This window comes from Bradyrhizobium sp. USDA 4451, assembly GCF_054822585.1.
This window is the reverse complement of sequence record NZ_JBTRCH010000001.1, coordinates 1,105,908-1,130,603: the sequence shown is the minus strand read 5'-3', so window position 1 is coordinate 1,130,603 and position 24,696 is coordinate 1,105,908. Positions and strand designations below refer to the sequence as shown.

General features: G+C 65.3%; 17 protein-coding genes. 14 read left to right on the top strand and 3 right to left on the bottom strand.

Annotated features, from left to right (window positions below; all coding sequences use genetic code 11):
* The first annotated feature begins 315 nt into the window (after nucleotides 1–315).
* Nucleotides 316–4,479 carry a VCBS domain-containing protein gene (locus tag ACVMB0_RS05200; protein WP_461345518.1) on the top strand — a complete coding sequence of 1,388 codons (4,164 nt, stop codon included), beginning with the start codon at nucleotides 316–318 and terminating at the stop codon, nucleotides 4,477–4,479.
* Between the two features lie 92 nt (nucleotides 4,480–4,571).
* Nucleotides 4,572–6,806 carry a CHASE2 domain-containing protein gene (locus ACVMB0_RS05195; RefSeq protein WP_461345517.1) on the top strand — a complete coding sequence of 745 codons (2,235 nt, stop codon included), beginning with the start codon at nucleotides 4,572–4,574 and terminating at the stop codon, nucleotides 6,804–6,806.
* 108 nt (nucleotides 6,807–6,914) lie between these two features.
* On the opposite strand, the gene ACVMB0_RS05190 is transcribed toward ACVMB0_RS05195, so the two are convergent.
* Nucleotides 6,915–8,522 (bottom strand): ABC transporter substrate-binding protein, encoded by a 1,608-nt coding sequence (locus ACVMB0_RS05190; RefSeq protein WP_461345516.1) that lies wholly within the window; start codon nucleotides 8,520–8,522, stop codon nucleotides 6,915–6,917.
* Nucleotides 8,523–8,767: 245 nt separating this feature from the next.
* On the opposite strand from ACVMB0_RS05190, the gene ACVMB0_RS05185 reads away from it, so the two are divergent.
* From ACVMB0_RS05185 to ACVMB0_RS05155, 7 genes are all read left to right on the top strand, one after another.
* Nucleotides 8,768–10,387, top strand: coding sequence for an ABC transporter substrate-binding protein (locus ACVMB0_RS05185; RefSeq protein ID WP_461349594.1), 1,620 nt, complete (start codon nucleotides 8,768–8,770; stop codon nucleotides 10,385–10,387).
* Nucleotides 10,388–10,590: 203 nt separating this feature from the next.
* Nucleotides 10,591–11,544 (top strand): ABC transporter permease, encoded by a 954-nt coding sequence (locus tag ACVMB0_RS05180; RefSeq protein WP_461345515.1) that lies wholly within the window; start codon nucleotides 10,591–10,593, stop codon nucleotides 11,542–11,544.
* A 65-nt stretch (nucleotides 11,545–11,609) separates the two neighbouring features.
* Nucleotides 11,610–12,497 (top strand): ABC transporter permease, encoded by an 888-nt coding sequence (locus tag ACVMB0_RS05175; protein WP_461345514.1) that lies wholly within the window; start codon nucleotides 11,610–11,612, stop codon nucleotides 12,495–12,497.
* A gap of 4 nt (nucleotides 12,498–12,501) precedes the next feature.
* A complete protein-coding gene (locus ACVMB0_RS05170) occupies nucleotides 12,502–13,575 on the top strand; it encodes an ABC transporter ATP-binding protein (protein WP_456751857.1) in 1,074 nt (357 codons plus the stop codon).
* On the top strand, nucleotides 13,572–13,769 hold the full coding sequence (locus ACVMB0_RS05165) for a hypothetical protein (RefSeq protein WP_461345513.1): 198 nt from the start codon (nucleotides 13,572–13,574) through the stop codon (nucleotides 13,767–13,769). Before ACVMB0_RS05170 ends, ACVMB0_RS05165 begins: the two co-directional genes overlap by 4 nt.
* On the top strand, nucleotides 13,766–15,178 hold the full coding sequence (locus ACVMB0_RS05160; RefSeq protein WP_461345512.1) for an amidase: 1,413 nt from the start codon (nucleotides 13,766–13,768) through the stop codon (nucleotides 15,176–15,178). Before ACVMB0_RS05165 ends, ACVMB0_RS05160 begins: the two co-directional genes overlap by 4 nt.
* A 13-nt stretch (nucleotides 15,179–15,191) precedes the next feature.
* Complete coding sequence (locus tag ACVMB0_RS05155) at nucleotides 15,192–16,169, top strand: ABC transporter ATP-binding protein (RefSeq protein ID WP_461345511.1); 978 nt, start codon at nucleotides 15,192–15,194, stop codon at nucleotides 16,167–16,169.
* Here the strand turns inward: ACVMB0_RS05155 and ACVMB0_RS05150 are convergent.
* Nucleotides 16,166–17,074: a LysR substrate-binding domain-containing protein gene (locus ACVMB0_RS05150; RefSeq protein WP_456751861.1), complete on the bottom strand. Its 909-nt coding sequence runs from the start codon at nucleotides 17,072–17,074 to the stop codon at nucleotides 16,166–16,168. The two genes, ACVMB0_RS05155 and ACVMB0_RS05150, sit on opposite strands and share 4 nt — an antisense overlap.
* Nucleotides 17,075–17,182: 108 nt before the next feature.
* Between ACVMB0_RS05150 and ACVMB0_RS05145 the strand changes: the two genes are divergently transcribed.
* The 4 genes from ACVMB0_RS05145 (at nucleotide 17,183) to ACVMB0_RS05130 (ending at nucleotide 22,745) form a co-directional block, all read left to right on the top strand.
* On the top strand, nucleotides 17,183–17,977 hold the full coding sequence (locus ACVMB0_RS05145) for an acyl-CoA thioesterase domain-containing protein (protein WP_461345510.1): 795 nt from the start codon (nucleotides 17,183–17,185) through the stop codon (nucleotides 17,975–17,977).
* Nucleotides 17,978–18,125: 148 nt separating this feature from the next.
* Complete coding sequence (locus ACVMB0_RS05140; protein ID WP_461345509.1) at nucleotides 18,126–19,877, top strand: type I secretion system permease/ATPase; 1,752 nt, start codon at nucleotides 18,126–18,128, stop codon at nucleotides 19,875–19,877.
* The gene (locus tag ACVMB0_RS05135) at nucleotides 19,874–21,184 is read left to right on the top strand and encodes an HlyD family type I secretion periplasmic adaptor subunit (protein WP_461345508.1); all 1,311 of its coding nucleotides are present in this window, start codon (nucleotides 19,874–19,876) and stop codon (nucleotides 21,182–21,184) included. The genes ACVMB0_RS05140 and ACVMB0_RS05135 overlap by 4 nt, the downstream gene beginning before the upstream one ends.
* 229 nt (nucleotides 21,185–21,413) lie before the next feature.
* Nucleotides 21,414–22,745 (top strand): IS1182 family transposase, encoded by a 1,332-nt coding sequence (locus tag ACVMB0_RS05130; protein WP_456756372.1) that lies wholly within the window; start codon nucleotides 21,414–21,416, stop codon nucleotides 22,743–22,745.
* 159 nt (nucleotides 22,746–22,904) lie between these two features.
* Here ACVMB0_RS05130 and ACVMB0_RS05125 read toward each other — a convergent pair whose 3' ends face one another.
* Nucleotides 22,905–23,387, bottom strand: coding sequence for a CinA family protein (locus ACVMB0_RS05125; RefSeq protein ID WP_461345507.1), 483 nt, complete (start codon nucleotides 23,385–23,387; stop codon nucleotides 22,905–22,907).
* A 194-nt stretch (nucleotides 23,388–23,581) separates the two neighbouring features.
* On the opposite strand from ACVMB0_RS05125, the gene ACVMB0_RS05120 reads away from it, so the two are divergent.
* Nucleotides 23,582–24,691: an amidohydrolase family protein gene (locus ACVMB0_RS05120; protein WP_461345506.1), complete on the top strand. Its 1,110-nt coding sequence runs from the start codon at nucleotides 23,582–23,584 to the stop codon at nucleotides 24,689–24,691.
* Nucleotides 24,692–24,696: the final 5 nt, after the last annotated feature.

The window sequence follows — 24,696 nt, the reverse complement described above, 5'->3', positions numbered from 1 at the left end:
CAGCTTTAGCCGGAAAAATCGGGTCAAATGCCCTCTCGGGGCTGTGGGGAAATAAAGGCAAGTAGAGAAATGCCAATCAATACCACGAATACGTGGCTCAGTACGCATCTTGGCTCGAATCCTATCTCATGGTACCGTCAGTCAAGTTCTGACTACACGACTCTTCTGAGAGTGAGCCAAGTCACACCCGCTGAAACGGCGCGACCAGCACACCTTGCGAAAGCAAAGGATGGTTTCGCCAAGCTTTATCCGATGATATGCAGGCGTAATCATTCGGATACTTTACCAATATTAACCCTCATGCGGTGATCCGCAGTGAACTTTGTTGGGAAATTCGACGGCCATTCGCCGAGCGCGGACCCTTATGTCCGCGGATCGGCATACGTCGAAAGCGTTACCTCGCATGCTCCGCCTGGCGCGATCACGGTCGACGACGGGCAATTGCTGTTCACCGGCGACTTCAAGCGGACCGGGCTCGATCTCGTCATCTCGAAGGACGATCGGGAACTCGTCCTGCACGACTACTTCAAGGGCGAGAAACGCGCGGCCCTGGCGTCGCCTGAAGGCGCGCATCTCACCGGCGACCTCGTCAACGCGCTCACCGGCTACACCCAATATGCCCAGGCCGGCGGCGCAGCGGAGCCCGCCAAGGTCATCGGCCATGTCACCAAGCTGACGGGCAGCGCCACCGCTGTTCGCAACGGCGTCGCCATCGTCCTGAACCAGGGCGACAACGTCAACAAGGGCGACGTGGTGCAGTCGGGCAGCGACTCGACGCTCGGCATCACCTTCATCGACGGCACCGTGTTCGGTCTCGGGCCGAACGCCAAGATGGTGCTGAACGAAATGATCTACGACCCGAACGGGTCGAGCAATTCGTCGCTGATGAGTCTCGTCTCGGGCACCATCTCGTTCGTGGCCGGCGCGACCGCCAAGCATGGCGACATGAAGGTCGATACGCCGGTCGCGACCATGGGCATTCGCGGCACCGCCGTGCTGGTCGAGATCGATTTCGACGTGCAGGGCTCGGGTGGCGTGCCGCCCGCCAAGTTTCAGGTGCTGGTCGAGCCTGACGGCACCACCGGCTCCTACATCCTGTTCGACAAGACGACGCTCAATCCGATCGCGACCGTCGATCAGGCCGGCACCCAGACCATCGTCAACGGCCAGGGCAGCGTCAGCTTCGTCTCGTCGGCGCAACTGTCGGCCGATGCGCAGAAGCTGATCTCGGACGTCTTCGCGCTGAAGTTTACCGACAACAACAATCCCAACACCAAGCTCACGACGAACTTCACCGACAGCGTCGTCCCGGTCACGACCAGCCTCAAATTCGCGACCGGCGACGTGATCCTGCCGACAAACTTCCTGCTGGCCTTGACCGGCAATGCCGGGCCACAGGCCCCGTCAGCCAAGACTGACCACGCCCCCGGTGCGCCGCACGTCGTGACGCAGAACGGGACGTTCACCGAACTGGCCGGGCAGACCCATAGCGAGCAGTTCGATACGGCGACCGGCCAGATCACATGGGTGGACGTCAATCTCGGCGACAGGCCGACGGCCGCGGTCAATTTCAGCGCGTTCAGCTATCGCGACGCCGGTGGCAACGATGTCACCTCGTCGCTGACGGCGGCGCAACTGGCGGCGATCCAGGCGGTCGAGATCCCGTTGCAGCTCGATTCCAATCCGCTGAACACCAATTTCGGCTCGGCGACCTGGACCTACAGCCTTGCCGACGGTGCCTTCGACTTCCTGGCCGCCGGCGAAACCCTGACGCTGACCTATCAGGTGCGCGTCGACAACAACTACGCGCCGAGCAACGAGACCGCGTTCACGACCATCACCATCACGATCACCGGCACCAACGATACGCCGGTGGTGACGTCCTCGGCGCAGGCAGGCGTGATCACCGAGCTGCCATGGACGACGAACTCCGCCACGCCTGATACCGCGCACGGCACGCTGACCTTCACCGATGCTGATCTGACCGACGCGCACACGGTCACCATCACCGGCGTCACCGAGGCCGGCGTCACCACGGGCCTTGCCAGCCACGCCACCGTGCTGAACTGGCTGTCGCTGGGCGCGCTCACCGATTCGACCGATGGCGTGACGGGATCGCGCGCCTGGACGTTCTCGGCTGCCGACAGGAGTTTCGATTATCTCGCCGTGGGCGAGACGCTGACGCTGACCTATACGATCGAGATCGACGATCATCATGGCGGGGTCGTCACGCTTCCGGTCACCATCACCATCGTCGGCACCGACGACAGGCCGGTGATCACGTCGCCGACCCAGGTGGCCGCCATCACCGAGGCCGAGGGGGTGACCGGTTCGCAGAAGCCGGATACCGCGTCCGGCACCGTGACCTTCACCGATGTCGACCTCAGCGACACCCACAGCGTCACCGTGGCCGGTGTCACCGAAACCGGCGTCACCACGGGGCTGCCCGATCAGGTCACGATCCTGAGCTGGCTGTCACTCGGCACGCTGACGGATTCGACCGGCGGCGTCACCGGATCAAGCCACTGGACGTTCTCGGCCGCCGACGCGAATTTCGATTATCTCGCGGCTGGCGAGAAGCTGACGCTGACTTACCTGATCCAGGTCGACGATCATCATGGCGGCATCGTCACCCAGCCCGTCACGATCACCATCACCGGAACCAACGACGTCCCGACCTTCACGTCGGAGCCGCCGACCGCGACCATCGACGAGCAACCCGACACGACCGGTTCATCGACGCCGGACATGGCGGTCGGCGTGGTGGGGTTTGCCGATGTCGATCTCAGCGACACCCACACCGTATCCATCACCGGCGTGAGCGAATCCGGGACGACCACGGGCCTGCCCGAGGACGAGTCGACGGTCCTGAACTGGCTCTCGCTGGGAACGCTGACCGACTCGACCGGCCATGTGACGGGATCGCAGGCCTGGACCTTCTCGGCCGCGGACAAGAGTTTCGATTATCTCGCCGCCGGTGAGACGCTGACGCTGACCTACACGATCCAGGTCGACGACCATCATGGCGGCGTGATCAGCGAGCCGGTGACGATCACGGTTGTCGGCAGCAACGACACGCCGGTCGTCACCTCCGAGGCGCAGGCGGCCAGCATTCCCGAGCAACCCGACACGACAGGGTCATCCAAGCTGGATACCGCGTCGGGCGCCGTGACGTTCACTGATGCGGATCTCAGCGACACCCACACGATGAGCATCACCGCTGTGGCCGAAACCGGCGCGACCGGGGGCCTGCCCGAGGACCCGTCCACCATCCTGAACTGGCTGTCGCTGGGCACGTTGACGGACGCGACCGGCGGGGTGACCGGATCGTCCAGCTGGACGTTCTCGGCCGCCGACCAGACCTTCGATTACCTTGCCGCCGGCGAGACGCTGACGCTGACCTACACGATCCAGATCGACGATCATCATGGCGGCGTCGTCACCACGCCGGTGACGATCACGATCACTGGCGCCAACGACGCGCCGACGCTCGCCGACGTCAATGCCGGCACGCTGACCGATACCGCGGCCTACGACACGTTCAGCCCGCTGACCGGCACGCTCCATGGCCACGACGTCGACGATGGTGAGACCGCGACGCTGACCTATGCCGCCCTCAATTCGGACCATGTCGCGGTCAATTCGGCGATCAGCGGCCTCTACGGTTCGCTCACGGTCAATGCGGATGGCAGCTACAGCTACATCCCCAATGACGCCGCGATCAACGCGTTGGCCAAGGGCACCTATGCCGACACGTTCACTGTCGAGACCATCGATGCGCATGGCGCGACCGGGACGGCGACGCTGACGGTCGATGTCGTCGGCGCCAACGATGCGCCGGTGATCCATGCCGACAACATCAGCATCACCGACAATTCCAACGGCACCGAAACGATCTCCGGCCTGACCGTCACGGACGTCGATGCCGGCGCCAACGAGAACTTCACCCTGGCGGCCGCGACCGACCCCGGTTCGGGCAGCAGCGTCGCGCCGCCGGCGCTGCTCGGCCATCTCTCGGACATCAACACCGCGCTCGGGTCGCCGGGTCTTGTCTACAACCCCGGCCAGACGCCGCCAGCGACCGACAAGATCGCGCTCTCCGTGACCGACGGAAGCGGCGCGAGCGATACGGTCAATCTGATTTTCAACGTCCAGCAAGATCCGTCCCAGCCGGTGACGCTGACCGGCACCAGCGACAAGGACGTGTTCTTCGGATCGGGCTATCAGGACAAGTTCGTCTTTGCGCCGAACTTCAATCACGACACGATCCTGAACTTCACGCCGGGCCAGGACCAGATCGACCTGTCCACAATCGTCTCGACGAGCACCTTCAGCAGCTGGTTCGATCAGAATGTGACGACTTCGCCGACGAATTCGGCGGATACGCTGATCACGATCGACAGTGCGGACACGATCACGTTGCACAACATCTCGAAGGCGAGTCTGTCCCAGAACGACTTCATCATTCATTATACGTGACGAGCGCCGGCCTCCCGAAAAGCCAGCCAATTCCCGCATTGCGCAACGTCTGCTCGATTGGAACTGCGCTCCCCGCGTGATATCCAGACGGCATGAAACGGCTGAAGGCGATACGACGGTGGTTCGCACGGCGCTTCGGTTATGCGCGGCTGGCCTGCGTGGCGCTGCTGATCGGCATTGCCGCGCTGCGGATCGTTGATCCCGCTCCGGTTCAGGAGCTACGGGTCAGGACGTTCGACACATTCCAGGTGATCGAGCCCCGCCAGAAAACCGCACGGCCCGTCACCATCGTCGATATCGACGAGAGGAGCCTCGCCGATCCCCGGCTCGGGCAATGGCCCTGGCCGCGGACGCGACTCGCCGACATCGTCATCAATCTCACCCGGCTCGGTGCCGTGGTGATCGCGTTCGACGCGGTGTTCTCCGAGCCGGACCGTCTCAATCCGGATATCGCGGCCGATACGTTCAGCAATCTCGACGAGGAGATGCGTGCCAGGCTGCGGCAGCTGCCCAGCAACGACAGCATCTTCGCCGAGGCGATCAAGAACTCGCGCGTGGTGCTCGGCGAATCCGGCGGGCCCAATGTGCGCGCCGACCTCAACGAAAAGCTGCCGGTGACCGGGCTTGCGATGCTGGGCGAGGAGCCGCAGCGCTTCATGTTCCAGTTTCCGGGATTGTTGCGCAACGTGCCGGTGCTCGAGGAGGCCGCGGCCGGACGAGGCCTGTTCACGATCAGGCCGGAGCGCGACGGCATCGTCAGGCGGGTGCCGATGATGATGGTCGCGCAGGGCATCACCATGCCGTCGCTGACATTCGAAATGCTGCGGGTGGCGGGCGGCTCCGGCACCATCCTGATCAAGGCCGACAAGGGCGGCATCCAGAGCCTCGGCATCAAGGGCTTTGCGATCCCGACCGATCTCTACGGCCAGCTCTGGATCCACTACGCCCGGCGTGACCCTTCGATCTATGTCTCGGCCGTCGACGTGCTGGATGGCCGGGTTCCGCCTGACCGGATCGCCGGCAAGCTGATCCTGATCGGCACCTCCTCGGTCGGGTTGAACGACATCAAGACCACACCGGTGACGCCGGCCATGCCCGGGGTCGAGGTTCATGCCCAGGTGCTGGAGAGCGCGCTGACCGGCGACGTGGTTTCGCAGCCGAGCTACGGTATTGCGATCGAATTCCTCGCCGCGATGATCATGGGGCTCCTGGTCATCGCCTTCGCGCCGAAGTTCGGGCCGATCACGCTGGTCGTCGTCGGCGGCATGTTCGCCTCGGTGCTGACCGGCACGTCCTGGTATTTCTATTCCCAGCACCGGCTGCTGATCGATTTCACCTATCCGCTGATGTCGACCACGGCGATCTACCTGACGCTGATCTTCTCCGCCTTCGTGCGCGAACAGCAGCAGCGCCGGCAGATCCGGTCGCAGTTCGTGCAGTACATGTCGCCCGCGCTGGTCGAGCAGCTGGCGCAGTCGCCGGAGCGGCTGGTGCTCGGCGGCGAGGAGCGCGAGATGACCATCATGTTCTCGGATATGCGCGGCTTCACCTCGATCTCGGAAACCTACAAGAGCGATCCGCAAGGCCTCACGGCGCTGATGAACCGTTTCCTGACGCCGCTGTCGAACGCGATCCTCGCCCGCAAGGGCACCATCGACAAATACATGGGCGACGCCATCATGGCGTTCTGGAATGCGCCGCTCGACGACAAGCAGCATCAGCTCAACGCCTGCGAGGCGGCGCTCGACATGCTGGAGCGCGTCGACGACCTCAACCGGGCGCGCGAGCGGGAGGCCAAGGACGGCGGCCATGTCTATGTGCCGCTCAACATCGGCGTCGGCCTCAACACCGGCACCTGCGTGGTCGGCAACATGGGCTCCGACGTGCGCTTCGACTATTCGGTGTTCGGCGACAGCGTCAATCTGGCTTCGCGACTGGAGGGCCAGTCCAAGGAGTACGGTTTCCCGATCATCGTGGGATCGAAGACCGCGCTGGCGGTGAAGGAGAAGTTCGCGATCCTCGAGCTCGACTTCATCATGGTCAAGGGCAAGAAGGAGCCCGAGGTGATCTACGCGATCGCCGGCCGCGAGGACGTGGCGAATTCCGGCCGCTTCCAGCGGCTGCGCAACCTGACCATCGAGATGCTCGCCTGCTACCGCGGCCGCGACTGGGACGGCGCGCTCGCCGCGATCGAGCGCAGCCGCAAGACCGACGATGCCCGGGCGCTGCAGTCGCTCTACAATCTCTACGAGGCGCGCATCCGCAATTTCGAGAAGCACCCGCCGCCGCCCGACTGGAACGGCGCGTTCGCGTTGACGACGAAGTAGTCGCCGCACATTCAGATTGCAGGGTGGGCAAAAGCGCAGCGTGCCCACCACACCTTGCGCTGCTCGCGATGGTGGGCACGGCGCTTGCGCGCCTTTGCCCGCCTTCTCTTATTCCACCCCGATCTGCGTCAGATCCTGGAACCAGTGCTGCGCCTGCACGAAGGTCTTGACCTTCGGCGACAGCGCGTGCGGATTGGTGTCGTGCACCACCCACACCAGCGCGGCATCGTCGACGATCAGCGCATGCGCCTGCGCCAGCAGCGCATCCTGCTTGGCGGTATCGAAGGTCTGCTTGGCTTCGTCGATCAGCGCATCGACCTTCGGGTTCTTGTAGCCGCCCCAGTTGACGCCGGTCGGCGCCACCTGGCCGGAATGGAAGAACCGCACGATGGCATAGAGCGGATCCGAGGTGACATAGGCGATGTTGTTGGCGGTGATGCCGGCGTTCATCTCGTCGGCCGCACCCTTGCGCCAGTGCGAATACAACGTCTCGAGCTCGACCACCTTGAAGTCGATATCGATGCCGATCTCCTTGAAGCTCTGTTGCAGGAACTCGTTCATCGGCAGCGACAGCATCTGCCCGGTGCCGCCCTGGGCGATGATGAAGGTGGTCTTCAGCGGCTTGTCCTTGGAATAGCCGGCTTCCTCGACCAGCTTCTTCGCGGCCGCGAGGTCGTACTTCAATTCGAAAGTCGGCTTGCCGAACCACGGGCTCGACGGATCGACCTGGCCCTTGGCGGGCTTGGCGAGGCCGTTCATCAGGCCGACCACGGCGTCGCGGTCTATCGCGAGGTTGAGCGCCTTGCGCAGGCGGATGTCGGTCCAGGGCGAGCCCGGCAGCACGCTCAGATGATAATTCCAGACATGCGGCGTCACGTTGTCGACGATCCGCATGCCGGCGGCCTTGAGTTGCGGCACGGCGTCGGGCGCCGGCGTCTCGATCAAATCGACCTGGCCGGCCAGCAGCGCATTGGTGCGGGTCAGCGCTTCCGGCATCGGGATCAGGATCAGCTTGTCGACCTTCGCCAGTCGCTTCTTGTCCCAATAGTCAGGGTTCTTGGTCAGCTCGGCGAGCTCGCGCGGGACCAGCTTGGTCAGCTTGAACGGGCCGGTGCCGGAGGGCTGGCTGGCGAACTTGTCCCAGTCCTTGCCGAGCTTCTCATATTGCGCGGGGCTCGAGACCAGGAACCAGAGCATCTGGTAGGGGAAGAAGGAATCGACCGTCTTGGTGGTGATCTCGACGGTGAAGTCGTCGATCTTGGCGTAGCTCGCAACCGAGGGCAGGCGGGTCTTGACCTGGCCGCTCTGCCGCTTGTCGAATTGCGGCGCCTTGTCGTTCAGCACCTTGTCGAGATTCCAGATCACGGCGTCGGCGTTGAAGTCGCTGCCGTCGTGGAATTTTACGCCTCTGCGCAGCGTGAAACGCCATTTGGTCTTGTCGGTGTCGTCGACCTTCCATTCGGTCGCAAGCCCGGGCACCAGCTTGCCGGGCCGGTCGGCCAGGTCCATCTCCCAAGCGACCAGCGGATCGTAGATCGTGTAGGCCGTGAACTGATAGGCGCCGGCGCCGCGATCCGGCTGGCCGGTCGTCAGCGGAATATCGGCCATCGAAATGCCGTAGCGCACAATGGACTCCGCCCGCGCCGACAAGGCCGGCCAGCCCGCGGTCAGGGCAAGCGCCATTGCCGCCATCAGGATCGAATTGCGCGCACGCATATTGAAGGCTCCGTTGGTGGGAAATCGGAGCCAAAAACTTGCAAGCATGATGCCAGAATAGGCACTCTTGCCGCGTCTTAGCCGAAGGTGGGAAGAATTGACGCGCCCAGCGGTAATTTGCTGAAGAACTATTCCCCTTGGCACAGGCATTGCATACGCTTGCCCAAGAAATAATCACCAAAACGTCACCAGACTTCGAAGGGGTTGCTGAGATGCGTAACAAGAAGACCAATGCGACGGCATTCATGCTGGCGCTCGCGATTGCGGCCGGCGTGCCGGCGATCGCCGGCGCCGAGACCGTGCTGCGCATTGGCATGACGGCTGCCGACATTCCGCGCACGCTCGGTCAGCCCGACCAGGGTTTTGAGGGCAATCGCTTCACTGGACTGACGATGTACGACGCGCTGACGATGTGGGACCTGTCCTCGTCGGACAAGGCGAGCGCGCTGATCCCGGGCCTCGCCACCGAGTGGAAGGTCGACGATGCCGACAAGACCAAGTGGATCTTCAAGCTGCGTCCCGGCGTCGTCTTTCACGACGGCTCGCCGTTCAACGCCGATGCCGTGGTCTGGAATGTCGACAAGGTTCTGAAGCAGGACGCGCCGCAATTCGATCCGAGCCAGGTCGGTGTCACCGCCTCGCGGATGCCGACTTTGGTCTCGGCGCGCAAGATCGACGACATGACGGTGGAGCTGACCACCAAGGAGCCCGACAGCTTCCTGCCGATCAACCTCACCAATTTGTTCATGGCGAGCCCGGCCAAGTGGCAGCAATTCTACGACAAGGCCGAAGGCGCCGACGCCAAGGCGAAATCGCAGGCCGCATGGGCTGCGTTCGCCAAGGACGCGTCGGGCACCGGGCCCTGGAATATGTCGAGCTTCACCCCGCGCGAGCGGCTCGAGCTGGTGAAGAACGAGAACTACTGGGACAAGGCGCGCGTGCCGAAGACCGACAAGATGGTGCTGTTGCCGATGCCGGAGGCCAACGCCCGCACCGCGGCGCTGCTGTCCGGGCAGGTCAACTGGATCGAAGCGCCGGCACCGGATGCGTTGCCCGAGATCAAGCAGCGCGGCTTCAATCTCTATTCCAACGAGGAGCCGCATGTCTGGCCCTGGCAGTTCTCGCGCGTCGAGGGCTCGCCGTGGAACGACATCCGCGTCCGCAAGGCCGCCAATCTCTGCGTCGATCGCGAAGGGCTGCGCGATGGCCTGCTCGCCGGCCTGATGGTGCCGGCGACCGGCACCTTCGAGCCCGGCCATCCCTGGCGCGGCAACCCGACGTTCCAGATCAAGTACGACAAGCCGGCCGCGCAGAAGCTGATGCAGGAGGCGGGCTTCGGTCCGAACAAGAAGCTCACCGTCAAGATCCAGACCTCGGCGTCGGGCTCCGGCCAGATGCTGCCGCTGCCGATGAATGAGTATCTGCAGCAGGCTTTGGCCGAGTGCTATTTCGATGTGCAGCTCGATGTCATCGAGTGGAATACGCTGTTCACCAACTGGCGGCGCGGCGCCAAGGATCCGTCGGCCAACGGATCGAATGCGACCAACGTCACCTATGCGGCGATGGATCCGTTCTTCGCGCTGGTGCGCTTCCTGCAATCGGGCATGGCGCCGCCGGTCTCGAACAATTGGGGCTTCATCAACAATCCGAAGTTCGACGAGCTGGTGAAGAAGGCCCGCCAGACCTTCGATCCCGCGGCCCGCGATGCCGCGCTCGCCGAACTGCACGCCGCCTCGGTCGATGACGCCGCGTTCCTCTACGTCGCGCATGACGTCGCCCCGCGCGCGATGAGCCCGAAGGTCAAGGGCTTCGTGCAGCCGAAGAGCTGGTTCGTCGACTTCTCGCCGGTGTCGGTCGCGCCGTGAGATAATTGGTGGCTTGCTCGGTGCACCCTCTCCCCTTGTGGGAGAGGGTGGCTTCGCTGAAAGCGAAGCCGGGTGAGGGGTTGCCTCCGCGGGCGATCGTCCTTGCTGTGAAATGACTGTCGCCGCGGATCGAACCCCTCATCCGGCGCGCTCCGCGCGCCACCTTCTCCCACAAGGGGAGAAGGGAAGAAGCGAGTGAACTCGTGTTCGCCTATACGTCCAGACGAATCGTCTACGTCATTCCGATCGTGCTCAGCGTTGCGCTGGTGTGCTTCCTGCTGGTGCACATCACGCCCGGCGATCCCCTGGTCGCGGTGCTTCCGGCCGATGCCTCGCAGGAGCTCGCCGCGCAATTGCGCTCGGCTTACGGCTTCGATCGTCCGCTGCCGGTGCAGTTCGGCCTGTGGCTGTGGCGCGCCATCCATGGCGATCTCGGCAATTCGATCGCAACCGGGCGTCCGGTCCTGAGCGAGGTGATGCGCGCGGTCGGCAACACCGTGATGCTGGCGATCGCGGCTGCGATGATCGGCTTCACGCTCGGCCTGCTGTTCGGCCTGATCGCCGGCTATTTCCGCGACACCTGGGTCGACAAGGTCGCGACCTCCTTTGCCATCGCCGGCGTGTCGCTGCCGCATTACTGGCTCGGCATGGTGCTGGTCATCATCTTCTCGGTGCAGCTCAACTGGCTGCCCGCGGTCGGCGCAGGTCCCGGCGGCTCCAGCGCCTGGGCGTGGGACTGGGAGCATCTGCGCTATCTGGTGCTGCCGGCGATCACCACCTCGGTGATCCCGATGGGCATCGTCACCCGCACGGTGCGCGCGCTGACCGGCGACATCCTGAGCCAGGATTTCGTCGAGGCGCTGCGCGCCAAGGGTCTCCGCGAGACCGAAGTGTTCCGTCACGTGATCAAGAACGCGGCGCCGACCGCGCTCGCGGTGATGGGCCTGCAACTCGGCTACATGCTCGGCGGCTCGATCCTGATCGAGACGGTGTTCTCCTGGCCGGGTTCGGGGCTGCTCTTGAACTCGGCAATCTTCCAGCGCGATCTGCCGCTGCTGCAGGGCACCATCCTGGTGCTGGCGCTGTTCTTCGTGCTGCTCAATCTCCTGGTGGACATCGCGCAGGCCGCGATCGATCCGCGCATCAAGCGGAGTTAGAGCATGATCCGGAAAAGTGGAGACCGGTGTTCCGCGGAGATCATGCTCCAACAAAGAGTCTTCGCATGAGTGCGATGTCAGATACCGCATTGCAGGCCGCGCCGGCGAGCAAGGCGCGCGGCTATTGGGCGACGGTCGGCCGCCGCATCCGGCGCGACAAGGTCAGCATGGCCTGCGCCTTCATCCTGGTGCTGATCTTCGCCTCGGCGCTGCTGGCACCGTGGCTGCATCTTGCCGATCCCTACCAGGGCTCGATGATCCGCCGCCTCCGCCATATCGGCACGCCGGGCTTCCCGCTCGGCACCGACGAGCTCGGCCGCGACATGCTGGCGCGGCTGATCTATGGCGGACGGCTGTCTCTCGTCATCGGCATCCTGCCGGTGATCTTCGCCTTCGTGATCGGCACTTCGCTCGGCCTCGTCGCCGGCTATGTCGGCGGCAAGCTCAACACCGCGATCATGCGCACCGTCGACGTGTTCTACGCCTTCCCATCGGTGCTGCTGGCGATCGCGATCTCGGGCGCGCTCGGCGCCGGCATCACCAATTCGATCGTGTCGCTGACCATCGTGTTCGTGCCGCAGATCACCCGCGTCGCCGAAAGCGTCACCACCGGCGTGCGCAACATGGATTTCGTCGAGGCCGCGCGCGCGTCCGGCGCCGGTCCCTTCACCATCATGCGCGTGCACATGCTCGGCAATGTGCTCGGTCCGATCTTCGTCTACGCCACCGGCCTGATCTCGGTGTCGATGATCCTGGCCGCCGGTCTCTCGTTCCTTGGGCTGGGTACAAAGCCGCCGGAGCCGGAATGGGGCCTGATGCTGAATACGCTGCGCACCGCGATCTATGTCAATCCGTGGGTCGCGGCGCTGCCGGGCGCGATGATCTTCGCGGTCTCGATCTGCTTCAACCTGCTCAGCGACGGCATGCGCAGCGCCATGGACATCAGGAACTAGTGCGATGACCGAAGCCAAACTCCCGGCGGACATGCTGGAGCCGGTCGCCGATGTCGGCGGTGCCGCGCAGCCGTTGTTGCAGGTCACCGGCCTGACCAAGCATTTCCCGGTGCGCGGCACCCTGTTCAGCCCGCGCAAGACGGTGCGGGCGGTCGACGACGTGACCTTCGCGGTCATGAAGGGCGAGACCGTCGGCATCGTCGGCGAATCCGGCTGCGGAAAGTCGACCACGGCGCGGCTGTTGATGCATCTGATGACGCGCGACGCCGGCGACATCATCTATGACGGAAGACAGGTCGGCCCGGCGCTCTCGCTGCGCGACCTCAGGCGCGGCGTGCAGATGGTGTTCCAGGACAGCTACGCCTCGCTCAATCCGCGCCTCACCATCGAGGAATCGATCGCCTTCGGACCGAAGGTCCACGGCATGGCCGACGACACGGCACGGACGCTGGCGCGCGAGCTGCTCGGCAAGGTCGGTTTAAGACCGGAGATCTTCGCCAACCGCTATCCGCACGAGGTCTCCGGCGGCCAGCGCCAGCGCGTCAACATCGCTCGCGCGCTCGCGTTGTCGCCGCGGCTGGTGATCCTCGACGAGGCGGTGTCCGCGCTCGACAAATCGGTCGAGGCGCAAGTGCTCAATCTGCTCGCCGACCTCAAGCGCGAATTCGGCCTGACCTACCTCTTCATCAGCCATGATCTCAACGTCGTGCGCTACATCTCCGACCGCGTGCTGGTGATGTATCTCGGCGAGGTCGTCGAACTCGGCCCGGTCGATGCGGTGTGGGACGCGCCGGCGCATCCCTATACCCGCGCGCTGCTGGCGGCGATGCCGTCATCCGATCCCGACAAGCGCACCGAGGTGCCGCCGATCTCGGGCGATCCACCCAATCCGATCGATCCGCCGTCGGGCTGCCGGTTTCACACCCGTTGCCCGTTTGCGGAGCCGCTCTGCGCAAACGTCACGCCAAAACTCAGCGATCTCGATACAATCGGCCATCAAGCGGCGTGCTACATGGCCATTCCCGGCTCGGGGCACAGCCGCGCGCCGGCAAAAGCAAAAGGAGAAAACGCGGCATGACAAGACCCACTCCAAAGGACGTCAAGGTGATCGCGCAGATCGCCGATGTGCCCGCTGACGACGAGGTCGCAACCCGCATCGCCAATTCGATCGGACCGGCCTTCGACGGCTTTGCACCGATCGCCGGCACGCTGCCGTTCGATCTCGAACCCGCGAGCTTCCTGCTGGCACAGATCGCAAAGGTGTCGAAATGAGCTCCGATCCGGCCCTGATGACGCTGACTGCGGTCGCCAAGGCGATCGCCGACAAGAAAGTCTCCTCGCATGAGGTGACCCGCGCCGTGCTGCATCGCATCGCAGAATGGCAACCGCGCCTCAACGCCTATATGGCCGTCGAATCCGAGCAGGCGCTGGCCGCCGCGACCGAAGCCGATGCCGCGCTCGCCAAGGGCGGTAGCCGCGGTCCACTGCACGGCGTGCCGCTGGCGCACAAGGACATGTATTACGAGGCTGGCAAGGTCGTGACCTGCGGCTCGCTGATCCGCCGCGACTTCGTGCCGAAGACGACCTCGACGGCGTTGCAGCGGCTGAAGGATGCCGGGCAGGTCCGGCTCGGCTCGTTGCAGATGGTCGAGTTCGCCTATGGGCCGACCGGCCACAACGTGCATTACGGCCCGGTACGCAATCCCTGGAACACCGAGCACATCACCGGCGGTTCGTCGTCGGGCTCGGGCTCGGCGGTCGCCGCGCGGCTCACCTTTGCCGCGCTGGGGTCCGACACCGGCGGCTCGATTCGCATGCCGGCGCATTTCTGCGGTGTCACGGGATTAAAGACCACGGTCGGCCGCGTCAGCCGCGCCGGCGCGATGCCGTTGTCGCAGTCGCTCGACACTGTCGGCCCGCTGGCGCAGACCGCGGAGGATTGCGCGCTGCTGCTCGGCCTGATGGCCGGCGCCGACCCCGAGGATCTCACCGCGTCGACGCAGCCGGTGCCGGACTACATGGCCGCGACCAGGCAGTCGCTGAAGGGCATCAAGATCGGCGTGCCGACGGCGTTCTATGTCGACGACCTCGATCCCGAAGTGGCGCGCATCCTCGACGAGACGGTGGCCACGCTGAAGAAGGAGGGCGCCGAGATCGTCAAGGTCGAGCTGCCCGACCAGCGCCAGCTTTCTTCGGCCTCGCAACTGGTGCTCGCGGTCGAGGCCGCCGCCTTCCACAAGCGCTGGATGATCGAGCGGCCGCAGGATTACGGCGCGCAGGTCCTGATGCGGTTGCAGAACGGCCTGACCATCCCGGCGGTCACCTATCTCGAGGCGATGCGCTGGCGCGGCCCTGCGCTCGCCGCGCACAATGCGGCGGTCAATGGCGTCGATGCCGTGATCGCGCCGTCGTCGCCGGTGCCGGCGCCGACCATTGCCGAGAGCGATGTCGGCAATGGTCCGGGCGCCGACGCGGTGCTGCAGCGGCTGACGCGGTTCACCCGTCCGGTCAACTATCTCGGCCTGCCGTCGCTCTCGATTCCCTCGGGCTTCACCAAGGCGGGGTTGCCGGTCGGCATGCAGCTGATCGGTCGCTCCTTCGAGGAAGCCACATTGCTTCGGATCGGCGCGGCGTTCCAGCGCGTGACCGATTTCCACGCCAGGGTGCCAAGACTCACATGACAAAGCGGCTCGCATGACCAATCTCGTCGAGATCAACAAGCTCAACATCCGCTTCACCGGCGATCGCACGGTCCATGCCGTGAACGATCTCAGTCTGTCACTCGGCGAGGGCGAGGTGTTGGGGCTGCTCGGCGAGTCCGGCTCGGGCAAGAGCGTGACCTTGCGCGCGCTGATGCGGCTGTTGCCGCGGAAGCGCACGCAGATCTCCGGCAGCGTCAAGGTGCTGGGCCGGGAGGTGCTGGCGATGGACGACGAGGCGCTGTCCGCGTTCCGCGGCCAGACCGTCTCGATGATCTTCCAGGAGCCGGCGCTGGCGCTCGATCCGGTCTACAGCATCGGCCGCCAGATCGCGGAGACGGTGATGCGCCACGAGGGCAAGAGCGAGCGCGAGGCGACCGCGCGAGCGCTCGAGATGCTTGAAGTGGTGCGGATCCCCTCCGCCAAGCGTCGGCTGGAGTCCTATCCGCACGAGATGTCGGGCGGCATGCGCCAGCGTGCGATGATCGCGCTGGCGCTGGCCTGCAAGCCGAAGATCCTGCTCGCGGACGAGCCGACCACCGCGCTCGATGCCACCGTTCAGATCCAGATCCTGCTGCTGCTGCGCGAGTTGCAGCGCGAGTTCGGCATGTCGGTCATCTTCGTCACCCACGACATCGGCGTCGCCATCGAGATCTGCGACCGAGTCGCGGTGATGTATGCCGGCCAGATCGTGGAGCAGGGCGCGCTGCGCGACATCGTCCGCACGCCGGTGCACCCTTATGCGAAGGGGCTGCTGGCCTCGACCATTCACGGCGCGATGCGCGGCCAGCGGCTGGAGACCATTCCGGGCACGCCGCCCTCGCTCGACCACGCACCGGCCAGCTGCTCCTTTGCCCCGCGCTGCAAGTTCGCCGAGCCGCGTTGCAGCGAAAGCCTGCCGCCGAACGTGCAGGTCGCACCCGGCCATCAGGCGCGCTGCGTCCTGGCAGAGCCGGTGCCCGCCACGGTCTAGCTCGCGCGCGCGACCGCGTCGGCGATCCAGCGCCGCACCGCTGATATCCGGCGGTCGCGGGCCTGCTCGGTGCGGGAGACCAGATAGATCGTCTCGCTGTGCGCGGGCTCGAACGCAAACGGCGCCACCAGCCGCTTGCCGAAGCCCGGCCGCGCCTTGATCAAGGGCGCCATGGCGAGCGCCACGCCGAGCCCGTGTTCGGCGGCCTCCAGCATCGCCGGCACGCTGTCGAGCCAGAGATGCCCACGCGGCGCGAGGTGCGGCTGCCCGGCCTCCTTCAGCCAGGCCGGCCACGCCCGCGGCTGCGTCGTGACATGGATCAGCACCTCGCGCGACAGGTCCGCCGGGGTCCGAAGCCCTGCCTTGACCAGCGCCGGCGCGCAGACCGGCAATCCCTTGACCTCAACCAGCGGCTCGACCTTCAGCCCGGCGGCATGTTCCCGCCCGTAGCGGATCGCGACATCGACGCGCGAGCCGTTGAAGTCGGCATATTGATGCGTGGCCTCGATCCGCAGCGTCAGTTGCGGATGACGCCGTTTGAACTCGGGCAGCGCCGGCAGCAGCACGGCGCTGGTGAAGAACGGCAGCGAACTGATCCAGAGCTCGCCGCCGGCCTCGCCGCGCTGCCGCATCATCTCGCGGCTCGCCTCCTGCAGCGTCGCCAGCGCTGCCGACACCTTTGCGAGATAGCGTTCGCCGTCCTCGGTCAGGCGCACCGAGCGCGCACCGCGGACGAACAGCCTGGTGCCGAACTGTTGCTCCAGCCCGCGGATCTGGTGGCTGATCGCGGACGGGCTCAGCGACAGGTCGCGCGCGGCGCGGCGGAAGCTGAGCTGCGTCGCCGCGCGCTCGAAGGCGAGCAGCGCCGTCAGCGGCGGGATCGCTCGCGGGTCGGGGGCATCCAACGGGTGAATCCTACTCACCTCAGGTGACGAATGGCCTTTTGTCATGGCGGCTATTCTTGGATCAGATTGCCCGAACGCTCAATCTGCTCATCCGTGAGACCGTCCGCCTTGGCCATCTTCGAACCGACAGCCACACCTCATCACTGGAAGCCCGCGGCGCTGGCGGCGGGGCCGTTCGCCGGCTTGCAGGGCGGTGCGGTCGCAAGCCTGCTGACCGGCGAAATCGAGGCCATGGCCGGCGCGCGCGACTGGGGCACCGCGATTTCGGCTTCCGCCTGGTTCCTGCGGCCGACGCCGATGGCGGAATTGCGCACGCAAATCTCCGTCGTGACCGACGGCGGCCGGGTCAGCGTCGTCGACAACACGCTCTGGCCGGCGGGCGAGCAGCAGCCCTGTGCGACGGTGCGGGTGACGCTGTCGCGCGAGCGCGCGGTCGAGATCCCCGGCTTTCACGAAGCAGTAGCCGAACCCGTGGATCCCACGGTGTTTCCGCTGCGCAGTCCGCACGCCGTGAATGGCCGCAGCTGGTTCATGGACGCGATGGAGGCCCGCGCCGGCGACGATGTCGCCTGGTTTCGGATGCATCACAGCGTGATCCCGGACGCCGGTCCGCTGGCGCGGGTGCTCGGTCCGGCCGACTGGACCCACGGCATCGCGCGCCCGGTGCAGAACGTGGTGGCCGACCCCAACCCGAACCTCGCGGTGCAGTTGTTCAGGCCGCCGCGGGGCGCCTGGATCGGGGTTCGCGCCGAGGCGCGCTGGCGGGCGGAGGCCGGGCTTGGCGTCGGCAGCGGGGTGCTGCTCGATGTCGACGGCGAGATCGGCCGGGTCTCGATGTCGGTCATTCTCGTGCCCTTTCCGAGAAGCGCGCCGGCACCCGCGCCGGGTTCCGCGGCCGGTTAACCCTAATTATTCCGTCAACTGTCTGTGGGATCACAAAAATAGGGCGCGAGCCGTGCTCTGGTCGGCGCGACTGAAATGGACGATGATCGCAAACGTCTGTACAACGTGGTGATCACGTAACTCTTTTGTTTTGCAGAGATCAGTTTCTATGGCAGCCGCGCCCTCTGTCCGGCGTTCCGAACTGGCTGAGGCGCTGCGCGCTTGCCGCAGTGCCTTCATCGGCGTCGGCCTCATCAGTTGCATGATCAACCTGCTGTACCTGACCGGTTCGATGTTCATGCTGCAGGTCTACGACCGGGTGCTGCCGAGCCGCAGCGTACCGACCCTGGTCGGCCTCGTGGTGATCGCCGCGGTGCTCTACATGGCGCAGGGCGTCCTCGATTTGCTGCGTGGACGAATCCTCGGCCGGGTCGGCACCTCGCTCGACGAGGCGCTCAATGCGCGGGTGTTCGACACCATCGTGCGGCTGCCTCTCACGGCCGGCAATCGCAGCGAGGGCCTGCAGCCGCTGCGCGACCTCGACAATGTGCGCTCCTTCCTCGGCAGCATGGGCCCCGGCGCGTTCTTCGATCTGCCCTGGCTGCCGTTCTACATGGCGATCTGCTTCGCGTTCCATTGGCTGCTCGGCGTCACGGCGCTGATCGGTGCCGTCATCCTGGTGACGCTGACGCTGATCACCGAATACCTGTCGCGCCGGCCGGCCAAGGAGGCGATGTCGCTTGCGGCGCGCCGCAACGATCTTGCCGCGTCCAGCCGCCGCAACGCCGAAGTGCTGGTGGCGATGGGAATGGCCGGGCGCATGAACAAGCGCTGGAACGAGGCCAACGAGGAATATCTGTCCGGCAACCAGCATGCGAGCGATGTCACCGGCGGGCTCGGTGCGGTCGCCAAGGTGCTGCGCATGATGCTGCAATCCGCGGTGCTGGCGGTCGGTGCCTGGCTCGTGATCCACCAGGAGGCGACCGGCGGCATCATCATCGCCGGCTCGATCCTGAGTGCGCGGGCGCTGGCGCCGGTCGATCTCGCGATTGCGCATTGGAAGAGCTTCGTCGCCGCGCGGCAGAGCTGGCAGCGCCTCAACCGCCTGCTGGAGCAGATTCCGGCACGGCCGCAACAGACCTTGCTGCAGGCGCCGGAGAAGAAGCTGTCCGTCGAGGCCGTGACCATGGTCGCGCCGGGCGACCAGCGCGTCATCGTGCAGGACGTCAGCTTCACCGTCGAAGCCGGCAGCGGCGTCGGCGTGATCGGTCCGAGCGGCTCAGGCAAGTCGTCGCTGATCCGGGCGCTGGTCGGCGTCTGGGTGCCGGCGCGCGGCAAGGTGCGGCTCGACGGCGCCGCGCTCGATCAGTGGTCGTCGGACGAACTCGGACGCCATATCGGCTATCTGCCGCAGGACGTCGAATTGTTCGCCGGCACCGTCGCGCAGAACATCTGCCGGTTCGATCCCGACGCCAAATCCGACGGCATCATCGCGGCCGCCAAGGAAGCTGGCGTGCACGAGATGATCATCAAGATGCGCGAGGGCTACGACACCCAGGTCGGCGAGCAGGGCAGCGCGCTCTCGGCCGGCCAGGCACAGCGCGTCGCGCTGGCGCGCGCGCTCTACGGCAACCCGTTCCTGATCGTGCTGGATGAGCCGAATTCCAACCTCGACAGCGAGGGCGACGAGGCGCTGACCCGCGCGGTCCGTGGCGCCCGTGAGCGCGGCGCTGTTGTCATCGTGGTCGCGCACCGGCCGATCGGGATCGAAGGCGTCGACCAGCTGCTGGTGCTGAAGGACGGCCGCATGCAGACGTTCGGCCCGAAGGAGACGGTGCTGGCGCAGGTGCTGCAACGAGTCGCGCCGCCGGTGCCGCCGCCGATCAAGATCGTCGCCGATGCGGGAGTGGCCAAACCATGACCGATCAACCGCGCAATGCACATGCCTCGATCAGGAAGCACCTCATCGTCGGCCTCGTCGTGATCCTCGTTCTCGGCGGTGGAGTCGGCGGCTGGGCCGCGACGGTGCCGATCTCCGGGGCGCTGATCGCGCCGGGCTCGGTGGTGGTCGAATCCAACGTCAAGAAGGTGCAGCATCCGACCGGCGGCGTGGTCGGCGAAGTGCGGGTGCGTGATGGCGACGTGGTCAAGGCGGGCGATATCGTCGTGCGCCTCGACGAGACCGTCGTGAAGGCGAGCCTTGCGATCGTGGTCAAGACACTCAACGGGCTTTACGCGCGCGCCGCAAGACTCGAAGCCGAGCAGCAGGGCCGCGACAAGATCGCCTTCCCGCCGCAGCTCGTGGAGCAGGCCAACGATCCCGACGTCCGCGACATCATGGCGAGCGAAACCAAGCTGTTCGAAGTGCGCGTCAACGGCCGCACCGGCCAGAAGGCGCAGCTGCGCGAGCGCGTCACCCAGCTCAACGAGGAAATCTCCGGCCTGCAGGCGCAGGAGACCGCCAAGGACAAGGAGATCGCGCTGGTGCAGCAGGAGCTGGTCGGCGTCCGCCAGCTCTACGAGCAGCATCTGGTGCAGCTCACCCGCCTGACCACGCTCGAGCGTGACGCGGCGCGGCTCTCCGGCGAGCGCGCGCAGTACATCGCCTCGCGCGCCCAAGCCAAGGGCAAGATCACCGAGACCGAGCTGCAGATCATCCAGGTCGACAAGGACATGCTCTCCGAGGTCTCAAAGGACCTGCGCGAGACCAACGACAAGATCGGCGAGTTCGTCGAGCGCAAGGTCACGGCCGAGGACCAGCTTCGCCGCATCGATATCCGCGCGCCGCAGGACGGCGTGGTGCTGCAATCGACGGTGCACACCGTCGGCGGCGTCATCACCGCGGGCGATGCGATCATGATGATCGTGCCCAAGGCCGACGATTTGTCGGTCGAGGCCAAGGTCAATCCGCAGGACATCGACAAGCTGCAGGTCGGGCAGAAGACCGTGCTGCGGCTCTCCGCCTTCAACCAGCGCACTACGCCCGAGCTGAACGGCGTCGTCACCCGCGTCTCCGCCGACGTCAACACCGACCAGCGCACGGGGCAGAGCTACTACACCATCCGCGTCTCGATGCCGCCGGAAGAGGTCGCGCGCCTCGGCAGCGAGGTGAAGATCATCCCGGGCATGCCGGTGGAAGCTTTCGTCCAGACCGGCGACCGGACCATGATGTCGTATTTGATGAAGCCCCTGCACGATCAGTTCATGCGCTCGTTCCGCGAGAAGTAGGATTCCTCACGCTAGATGATTGACCCGTCATCCTGAGGGGCGAGCCTTGCGGCGCAATTGCGCCGCTCGGCGAGCCTCGAAGGATGCACGGCTCCGCTGGTGGCCGTCGATCCTTCGAGACGCGCTGCGCGCTCCTCAGAGGGTGTGATTTTTTTGGGGTTTCAGCGAGCATTATAGCCGAAAGCCGGCGCGGTGTGATTCTCTGGCGATGATGGATTCGCGGGAGGTGATGTTGGCTGCCGATGAGTTGTTTGGGGACCTGCCGGAGCAGGCGAAGCCACCAGCCGAAGCGGGCTTGCCCGGCGCTCCGCGGCTGCGTGAGCCCCAGCGCGACCAGATTGCGCTGCGAGCGGTTGATATTGAGAGCCTGATCGGGGAAGACCATCCGGTGCGGCTGATTTGGTCTTATGTCGAAGAGCTTGATCTGAGTGAGTTGGAGGACCGGATCAAGGCTCGCGGCGATCGTCCCGGTCACCCCGCGACCTCGCCCCGGCTTTTGCTGGCGCTGTGGCTCTATGCCGCCAGCGAAGGCGTTGGCAGCGCGCGGGCGTTGGAGCGGCTGTGCGAGAGCCACGATGCCTATCGCTGGCTGTGCGGCGGGGTGTCGGTGAACTATCACCTGCTGGCGGACTTCCGGGTCGGCAACGCCGATCTGCTTGACCGACTGCTCAGTGAGCATCTGGCAGCGTTGGCAAAGGCCGGTCTCGTCGATCTGGAGACCTTGGCGCAGGATGGCATGCGGGTCCGGGCCAGCGCCGGGGCGGCCTCGTTCCGGCGCGAGGCGACGCTGGATAAGCATTTGGCGCAGGCTGAGGCCGTGGTGGAAGACCTCAAGCGCGAGGTCGACACACGCTCGGACGCCAGCAATAAGCGTGCCCGGGCAGCCAAGGAGCGGGCCGCGCGGGAACGCAGCGCGCGGGTGAAGGCGGCGCAGACGGCGCTCGCCGAGATCAAGCAGCAGCGCAAGGAGCGCGAAGAAAGTCGCGGCAACGGCAAGACGCCGAAGGAGCCGCGGGCCTCCACGACGGACGCCTATGCACGGGTCATGAAGATGGCGAACGGCGGCTTCCGCCCCGCCTACAACGTGCAGGTGACGAGCGTGGCCGGGGAGCAGATCGTCGTCGACACCAGAATTTGCAACATCGGATCCGATCGCGGCCTGATGCGCCCCATGCTGGAGCGGCAGCGTGCGCGGCCCGGAGGGTTGCCCAAGGACCATCTCGTCGATGGCGGCTTTGGCAGTGCCGAGGACATCGAATGGGCCTATGCCGAGGGCATCGATATCTTTTGTCCGCCCACTCAATCCAAGCACGGTACCGATCCCTATCTACCGCGGCGCGGCGACGGTCCGGGGGTGTTGGCCTGGCGTGCGCGAATGGCGAGCGAAGAGGGCAAGGCCCGATACAGGTCCCGGTCGATCTGCGAGTGCATCCATGCCCGCTGGCGCAATTGGGACCTGCGGCAATTGACCGTGCGCGGCATCGAAAAGGTCCGTGCCGTCGTGCTCTGGTACGCCCTCGTCAACAACATCCTGCAAGGCAACCGCCTCTCCAGAGCCTAAACAACGGGTCATCGCCGAACTCGAACTCAAACCTGCCAATTGCTGCGACGAACAGCCGCCAAAAACTCCGCAGGAGCCGAATCCGTCACAAGCTCTCAGGATGACGGGGAGAGGTCGAGCCCGTGGCGAAGATCCGTTGCCGTCGAGCGTAACGTGCGATTAGCGCTCCAGATTCTTCAACAACAACTCCAGCGCCGCTTTCGCGAACGCCTGCATGTTCGCGGCCCGGTCGTTGCCGCCGGTCTCCAGCGTGATCACCTCTTGTTGGGGCCCGGCGACCGCCATGCAGCTGTGACCGGCGGCGTCGCCGTAGCGGTTGCCGGTCGGGCCGGCGGCGCCGGTCTCGGATAGTCCCCAGTCGGTCGAGAGGCGCGCGCGGATCTGCCGCGCCAACAATTGTGCGTAGGGTTCCGACGAGGAGCGGAGGCCGCGCATCGCATCGTCGGAAATATCCATCAGCGCGCGCCGTGCGTCGCGGGTGTAGATCACGCCGCCGCCGAGGAAATAGGCCGATGCGCCGGGCACCGCCAGCAGCGATGCCGAGATCAGTCCGCCGGTGGACGATTCCGCGACCGCAATGGTCTGCTTGTTGGCGATCAGTTTTGCGGCGACCTGTCCGGCGATGGATGTGAGTGCGGTCATCGGCGCTCTTTCTCGTTGCTTGCCATGAAAACTGCCATGAAAATCCAGTGGGGCGTTCTGCCTTCCTAGCACACCACGCAGGCCGCTGCCGAGTTGCGGAGCGACGCCCCGGCTGCTTGAATGCCGGACAACAACCAAGCGTCGCCCGGCAGATTGTCGCGAGCGCGCACGGAGGAAACTCGCGAGGAAACCTGATGACGTCGCTGATCGCGGGCGGCGTGGATTGCGATCTGCATCCCGCCGTGCCCCACCTCACCAGCCTGCTGCCATACTTGAACGACTACTGGCGCGACCAGGTGACGACGCGCGGCATGACCGATCTGATCTCGCAATCCTATCCGACCAATTCGCCGATCTCGTCGCGGCCGGACTGGCGGCCCGCGCAGGGCAAGCCGGGCTCGAGCCTTGCCGACATGCAACACCAGGTGCTGGACCGGTTCGGCACCGCCCACGGCATCTGCAATCCGCTCTACGGCGTGCAGATGGTGTTCTCCGAGGACATGGCCGACGCCTTCTGCCGCGCGCTGAACGACTGGCTCGCCAAGGAATGGCTCGACAAGGACGAGCGCCTGCGCGGCTCGATCGTGATTCCGGTGCAGAGCATCGAGAAGGCGGTCGCCGAGATCGAGCGCTGCGCGCAGGACCCGCGCTTCGTGCAGGTGCTGATGCTGGTCATGGGCGACATGCCGCTCGGCAAGCGGCACTACTGGCCGATCTACGCCGCGGCCGAACGGCTCGGCCTGCCGATCGGCATCCATGCCGGCAGCGCCTATCACAACCCGCCGACCTCGGTCGGCTGGGGTTCCTATCACATCGAGGACTATGTCGCGCAGGCGCAGGCATTCCAGACCCAGCTCACCAGCCTGATCGTCGAGGGCGTATTCGCGCGTCATCCGAATCTGAAGATGGTGATGCTGGAGTCCGGCTTCACCTGGTTGCCGCCGTTCCTGTGGCGACTGCACAAGTTCTGGCGCGGCGTGCGGATGGAAACGCCGTGGGTCGATCGTGCGCCGCTGGAGATTGTGCGGAGCAACATCCGTTTCTCGCTGCAGCCGGTCGACGCGCCGCCGGACGGTGACACGCTGAACCGGCTGTTCGACCATATGCAGTCGGACGAATTGATCCTATTCTCGTCAGACTATCCGCACTGGCAGTTCGATGGTGACGAGGTGCTGCCGCAGGGATTGTCGCAGGATCTGGTCCGCAAGATCATGATCGACAATCCGCATGCGACCTATCCGCGCCTCAAGGTGAGGCATGATCCCGAAAAGCGGCGTCCGGTTTTCGGATCAGATCATGCCTAATGAAA

Excerpts from the sequence above, each read along its gene's own strand:
- ACVMB0_RS05195 (WP_461345517.1), top strand. The coding sequence starts at position 4,572 with ATGAAACGGCTGAAGGCGATACGACGGTGGTTCGCACGGCGCTTCGGT.
- ACVMB0_RS05190 (WP_461345516.1), bottom strand. The coding sequence starts at position 8,522 with ATGCGTGCGCGCAATTCGATCCTGATGGCGGCAATGGCGCTTGCCCTG.
- ACVMB0_RS05185 (WP_461349594.1), top strand. The coding sequence starts at position 8,768 with ATGCTGGCGCTCGCGATTGCGGCCGGCGTGCCGGCGATCGCCGGCGCC.
- ACVMB0_RS05175 (WP_461345514.1), top strand. The coding sequence starts at position 11,610 with ATGAGTGCGATGTCAGATACCGCATTGCAGGCCGCGCCGGCGAGCAAG.
- ACVMB0_RS05170 (WP_456751857.1), top strand. The coding sequence starts at position 12,502 with ATGACCGAAGCCAAACTCCCGGCGGACATGCTGGAGCCGGTCGCCGAT.
- ACVMB0_RS05165 (WP_461345513.1), top strand. The coding sequence starts at position 13,572 with ATGACAAGACCCACTCCAAAGGACGTCAAGGTGATCGCGCAGATCGCC.
- ACVMB0_RS05160 (WP_461345512.1), top strand. The coding sequence starts at position 13,766 with ATGAGCTCCGATCCGGCCCTGATGACGCTGACTGCGGTCGCCAAGGCG.
- ACVMB0_RS05155 (WP_461345511.1), top strand. The coding sequence starts at position 15,192 with ATGACCAATCTCGTCGAGATCAACAAGCTCAACATCCGCTTCACCGGC.
- ACVMB0_RS05140 (WP_461345509.1), top strand. The coding sequence starts at position 18,126 with ATGGCAGCCGCGCCCTCTGTCCGGCGTTCCGAACTGGCTGAGGCGCTG.
- ACVMB0_RS05135 (WP_461345508.1), top strand. The coding sequence starts at position 19,874 with ATGACCGATCAACCGCGCAATGCACATGCCTCGATCAGGAAGCACCTC.
- ACVMB0_RS05130 (WP_456756372.1), top strand. The coding sequence starts at position 21,414 with ATGTTGGCTGCCGATGAGTTGTTTGGGGACCTGCCGGAGCAGGCGAAG.
- ACVMB0_RS05125 (WP_461345507.1), bottom strand. The coding sequence starts at position 23,387 with ATGACCGCACTCACATCCATCGCCGGACAGGTCGCCGCAAAACTGATC.
- ACVMB0_RS05120 (WP_461345506.1), top strand. The coding sequence starts at position 23,582 with ATGACGTCGCTGATCGCGGGCGGCGTGGATTGCGATCTGCATCCCGCC.